General features: G+C 60.1%; 9 protein-coding genes. All 9 read right to left on the bottom strand.

Annotation, left to right across the window (positions count from 1 at the left end; all coding sequences use genetic code 11):
* Positions 1–159: 159 nt before the first annotated feature.
* Complete coding sequence (locus K0F85_RS27855; protein WP_219119051.1) at positions 160–1,038, bottom strand: hypothetical protein; 879 nt, start codon at positions 1,036–1,038, stop codon at positions 160–162.
* A 129-nt stretch (positions 1,039–1,167) separates the two neighbouring features.
* Entirely contained in the window at positions 1,168–1,659 is a 492-nt protein-coding gene (locus K0F85_RS27850; RefSeq protein ID WP_219119050.1) for a phage virion morphogenesis protein, read from the bottom strand.
* Positions 1,656–2,144, bottom strand: a complete 489-nt coding sequence (locus K0F85_RS27845; protein ID WP_219119049.1) for a phage tail protein — start codon at positions 2,142–2,144, stop codon at positions 1,656–1,658. The genes K0F85_RS27850 and K0F85_RS27845 overlap by 4 nt, the downstream gene beginning before the upstream one ends.
* Positions 2,128–2,631, bottom strand: a complete 504-nt coding sequence (locus K0F85_RS27840) for a lysis system i-spanin subunit Rz (RefSeq protein WP_219119048.1) — start codon at positions 2,629–2,631, stop codon at positions 2,128–2,130. The genes K0F85_RS27845 and K0F85_RS27840 overlap by 17 nt, the downstream gene beginning before the upstream one ends.
* Complete coding sequence (locus tag K0F85_RS27835; RefSeq protein ID WP_219119047.1) at positions 2,631–3,191, bottom strand: glycoside hydrolase family 108 protein; 561 nt, start codon at positions 3,189–3,191, stop codon at positions 2,631–2,633. Before K0F85_RS27835 ends, K0F85_RS27840 begins: the two co-directional genes overlap by 1 nt.
* The gene (locus K0F85_RS27830; RefSeq protein ID WP_099388137.1) at positions 3,191–3,562 is read right to left on the bottom strand and encodes a hypothetical protein; all 372 of its coding nucleotides are present in this window, start codon (positions 3,560–3,562) and stop codon (positions 3,191–3,193) included. The genes K0F85_RS27835 and K0F85_RS27830 overlap by 1 nt, the downstream gene beginning before the upstream one ends.
* Before the next feature lie 63 nt (positions 3,563–3,625).
* Complete coding sequence (locus K0F85_RS27825; protein WP_219119046.1) at positions 3,626–3,841, bottom strand: tail protein X; 216 nt, start codon at positions 3,839–3,841, stop codon at positions 3,626–3,628.
* Positions 3,841–4,344: a head completion/stabilization protein gene (locus K0F85_RS27820; protein WP_219119045.1), complete on the bottom strand. Its 504-nt coding sequence runs from the start codon at positions 4,342–4,344 to the stop codon at positions 3,841–3,843. Before K0F85_RS27820 ends, K0F85_RS27825 begins: the two co-directional genes overlap by 1 nt.
* Positions 4,345–4,451: 107 nt before the next feature.
* The coding region (gene gpM, locus K0F85_RS27815) for a phage terminase small subunit (RefSeq protein WP_257638206.1) at positions 4,452–5,153 on the bottom strand (702 nt) is incomplete at its 5' end.

Raw genomic sequence — 5,153 nt, 5'->3', positions numbered from 1 at the left:
GTGCATGTTGCCGAAGTCCGCGTGCGGATGCACGCGGGGGCGGGTTGATAAGCGACTTAGCGACTATGGCAGCCAGTGAGGCATAAACACAAATTTACCAGTGGGGCATTGCTAGATGTTTCCCTCTTCTAAATTTATTTTTAACAAACCGGCTCGCACTTAATCCCTAAAGTGAGAATCAAAGAGCCTTGTGTCAGCGTCGGCTAATAGTTCTCCCACTTCATTGGCGAAAGAATTTACCTCTTTAATGTAATTGCTAAGATATTTTTCAGTGACAAAGTCAATTAGGTAGTGTCCGTCTAAACCTTCAGTTTTAATATGTCTAACAAAACTTACACGTCCAGTCTCTACTGGCACAGCATCATCGTCGTTCGCATCCATAATAAAAAGATGATCGCGTAATACGACGACATTAAAGAATAACCAAATATTTGTCCACTGTTCTTTATAAAATGTAGAATCTACCTCTTTGCGTCGTTGCTCAATTGCTTTTACTTGAGGGAGGATTAAGGAATCATACACGCCGTCATGGTTGGCATACCATTCGCTTCCTTTTCGTATGATTTTTGCAAATTGGGTAGCTTTAATCGGTGTTGAGTAATAATAATGAGAGGACTCCAATCCGAATCGATTAAACGCATCCACTTCCATAAACGAATTGCTGGAAATGTTTTTCCGATATTTTTTAATGGGGAATACATATTCTCTCGGTGTTGAGTGTTTTAGTTCTCGTTCATTTTTTTCCGCTTGCAAAAAAACAAGTGGAGAATCTGAATTTTTGCATTCAATAAGAAATTCGCAGAATAATTTTATTTTATTTGCGTCATTGCTTTTTTCCTGGCGAATTGCTCTCACATCTATTTCACGAGATTTCTCTTGATCCGGATCTTTGAACGCCCAACTCGAATCGACATGAAATCCTTGATTTTGCATGAAATTTGCGATCTTGTGCTCGAAAAGAAAACCAGATTTCTCGAGTGCTTTTCGCATTTGAGCGCTGCTTGGCAGTCCGTTCGTGTTCTCATTTTCCTTCTCCATTGCAAGTCCTTCATATTTAATTAGTTAGCAGTCTGAAAATAGACATGACGTGTCGAAGGAAACGCGACAAGAAACGACTACTTCATAGCGATCAGTATCAGTTGACTCTAACTCATTTGACAACTAAAGTCATTTGAAGTTTGGAGAGAGATATCTCAGTTTTTCCATATGACGCAGCAGCGATTCGCGTATCAACGTCCGATCCGGTTCACTCAAGCCTAGCAACGGCCGCTCCGGGTACTTGTAGACGGCCCCTTTTTTGGTAACGCGGTCTTGCTGGCCAAACTGATGCACGTGCGCCACGCGCGCCACCCAGCCAAAGAAACCGACCTCGATCTGATCGCCGGTCGCCTTTACCTTCAGGTATTTGGCGGTGCGAATCTTGGTGAACATGGCCGCCTTCTGCCGCTTGATGCGCCCGTTCTTCCCCTTGAATTCTTTGCGCCGCTTGCGCGCTGGATAGGCGGCGCCATCCGGCCCCTGCTGCGCCTTGATGCGCTGCGCCTGGCTGCGGCGCAAGTCGATGGCCACCTTGTGATTGATGGAGCGGCGCTGGGCCGGTTGCAGCTTGGCCAGCAGGGCGCCGGCCCAGGCTTCCAGTGCGTGCAGGTCGCCGCTCATGGCGTGGCCTCGGGCGTGCGCCATTCGGCCAGCAGTGTCTCGCCGGCATACAGCTTCCAGAACCCGTCCGCGTAGGCCGGCATGTGCTGTATCTCGGCCAGGTGCTTGATGTCCAGGCGGCCCGCCTCGCCGGTCTTGACGGCCACGCGCTCGGTCAGATCCAGCTTGATGGAAATGTCGACCGTTTCATGGTTGTTGAAATCGACCTCGAAGGCGATGCCGTGCTTGCGCGTTTCCTCGTTGGCCATCAGGTCGAGCTGGTGGACTTTTAGCCAGGCGATCAGGGCCACCATGATGGCGTCGGCGTCGCCCGCGTAGTCGGTCACGATCAGGTTGAGCTTGAAGCGGTATTCGAAGGAGAGGGAGGCGGTGGCACTGGCCACCACGTTACCCTCGTCAGCGAAGACCAGCAGGCGGTCGGGGTCGCGCTGCAGGTCGGGGATGGCGGCGGCCAGGTGCTGGCGCAGGCTATTCGGTTTGTACATGGTAGGTGTCTCGCACGGTGTTGTAGGCGTCGATGCAGGCGTTTAGCTGGCGGGTGGCGTCGTCGCCGGCAATGGCGTCAAGAGCTGCCGCAGTCGCCGGGTCAAGTTCGGCGCGCGTTTCGTGCTGATGGCCTGCGGCAGCGGAGGTATTTGCGCTTGCGGCGCACTGGCCGCTGGTAACGGGGATTGACAGGCGGACAGCGCCGCTGCGCACGTCATCGTTAAAACGGTCACGTTCAGTTTTCGCATGGGTTTGCTCCTGGGTGAGGTGGTCGGCGCGCTGCGCCAGGGCGGCGCCGGCCGCGCGCTCCAGCGTGAGCACGCGGGCCGTGGCCTGGGCCAGCGCGGTGGCGGCGGTGGTCTTGTCGGTGGCCGCCGCCCACTGCAGGGCGGCGATGCTGGCATCCTTGCGCCAGCCCTGCGCCGTCCAGCCGACCAGGGCGCCGCACAGCAGGCAGGCGGCCAGCGGGCGCCAGTTCGGCCCCATCACATGGCCACCCGTTCCTTGATCCAGCCGAACAGAAAACGGCGCTGGGTCTTGTTGGCCTCGGTGATTTCCAGGTAACGCGCCGCCTGCAGTCCGTTCAAGGCGCGCAGCAGCACGGCGGCGCCGTCCTGGCCGCGCCATTTCAGGAAGGATTCAAGGGCACCCAGCGACTGCGCGCCCAGCCGGCCGTCGACGAACAGGACGGGATAGCGGGCGCCGGTGTCATTAAAACCGTTCAGCCAGCGCTGCAGGAAGTCGGCCGCGCGGTGCGGCCCCATATTCACGCCCGTGTCGATCAGCTCGGCGGCGATGCCGGCATGCAGGGCCAGCACCTGGTCGAATTTCGGTTCCGTGATGTAGCGCGCCGTGTAGATGGCGCGCGCCGCCGCCACAGGCAAGTCGCGCATCGGTCCCGTGTAGCCGTTGGCGCGCGCCACGGCGACGGTGATGCCGTAATTGGTTTCGCCGCCCTTGTCTTGCGGGTCGTTCACATAGCCGCCTTCGGCGCGCAGGATGGCGTCGATGACGCGCGCGATCAGGGGATTATCGGTGGTGGCCATTAATGTTCCTTCGCGTCTTTGACCAGCTCGGCGATGTCCTTGTCGCTGCGGCGCTGGAACCACAGGGCCACGGCACGCGATACCCACCAGCCGGGCGCGCCGACGATCAGGTCGATGGCGGAGGCGTTGACCATGGCGCCGATGGCCGGGAGCTGGGCGCACAGCAGCTGATAGGCGGTGCCGCCCAGCAGGCACGAGAACACGCCGGCGCAGGCCAGGCGGGCGACGAATTCGCCCTTGTTGAAGGTGCCGTCGCTATTTAAAGGCGGCAGCACGATGTACAGCATGGCGGCGCCGACCATGCCCAGCGCCGCCTTGAAGCCGTACAGTTTGACCAGGGTGGCGAAACCACCAAACGATTCTGCGGACATTGCTTGATTCTCCGGTGAGAGGGGTGATAGATTTTTCATGAGGGTAAAAGGTGGATTGCTGCATTAATCCCAAAGCTGCACAAGATCGGCTGCGGCCACCTGGCCCGTGTTGGGCGCCGGCTCGGGCAGGGTAACGACCAGGCCAGCCGGCAGCACGGCGCCGTGGCGCGCCAGTGTGGGATTCATTTCCAGGGTGTGCTCGACGTATCCCGCGCCATCGCCCAGGTAGCGCCACACTAGGGCGTCTACCGTGTCGTGCTGCTGCGTGCGCACCTGCATCAGATCAGCTCCACGGTCAGGTGCGCGCGCCCGACCATATCGGCGATGGCCCATTGCGCATTGCGCCGCTGCGCGCCTGGCGCCTCGTCCAGCCACTCCATGCTTTTCTTGTCGCTGACGGACGTGGCCGTGCTGTCGTAGTCCCGGTAACGCTCGATCAGATCGGCCTTCGCCGTGCTGTAGACGGCGCGCCGGTACTGCGCCAGCAGGCGCGATTCGCGGTTGATGCGCGTGGCCGGCACATCGACCAGGGCGGTGCTACCGGCTGCCGCCTGCTTGCGTTGCCAGTCGGCCAGCTCGCGGTTGACGTGCAGGATGGCATCGACCACGGCTTGCACCAGGCGCGCGTCGGTGACGGTGCCATCGAGGCGCATGGCGTCGCGCATGTCGGTGAGAAGGATGTCGGGAAACCAGCCGTCGTTCTCGATGATGCCGGGGGCCGGTGTTGCCGGCGCGGGGGCTGTGCCGGGCGGGATCGACGGGGGCAGGGCCATGAAGGACATACGGGACGCTTTCAAAATGGGGCGGTGGACGGGGTTCATCAGGTCAGCATCTTTGACTATGCGTTGGCCAGAATCCCCCCGTGCCGCCGTGCTGCGGGGGATGCTCTTTACGTGGAACCGGCCGCGCGCTTGATACGCCGCTCCAGCCGTTCCATATCTTTCTTGACGCCGCATGACTCCGACAGGGCGCGGGCGCGCTTCAAGTGGCCCATGGCCGTTTCCGCCTGCGCCACCAGCGCCGGCGCGATGTCGGTGTCGTCGTTTTGATCCAGCACGGCGATCATGGCCAGGCCGAGGGCCTTGTGCAGCTTGGCGCGCGCCTGGTCGGGCGCGTCGCTGGCGGCAGTCAGTTGCTCGACGGTGCCCAGCACCTGGGCCGCGTGCTGCGGATCGGCGGCCAGCTTGCCGTGCAGGTAGCCTTCGGCAAATTCGTCCAGCATCAGGGTGGCGATGTCGCGGCTGTAGGTCTCGGGCAGGGTGAACTTGTGCGCCAGCGCGTATTCGGCCATGACCAGGGCGCGCGCATACTCGCCCGTGTCGATATGCCACACCAGCAGGGTGGCAAACACGTCATCCTGTGCGCCCTTGCCGCCGGCCAGCACGCCGTCGATCCACTGTGCATAGTCGGGCAGCAAGGTGGCCTTGACCTCGATCTTGCGTTCCACCGACTGGATGGATTTCAGGCGCCGGCGGTCGTCGGCCAGCTTGTAGAGCATCATCTCGTACGCCGTGCCGGTGGTCACGCCCTGCGGCGCGGCTGCGCCGGCCGTGCGCTCGGCCAGCATGCGCGCGCGGTGGCGCAGGGCGGG

It is taken from the genome of Janthinobacterium sp. UMAB-56 (assembly GCF_900095265.1).
In the GTDB taxonomy this organism is placed as follows: domain Bacteria; phylum Pseudomonadota; class Gammaproteobacteria; order Burkholderiales; family Burkholderiaceae_D; genus Janthinobacterium.
The sequence above is the reverse complement of the archived record's forward strand: the minus strand, read 5'-3'. Positions and strand labels throughout refer to the sequence as shown.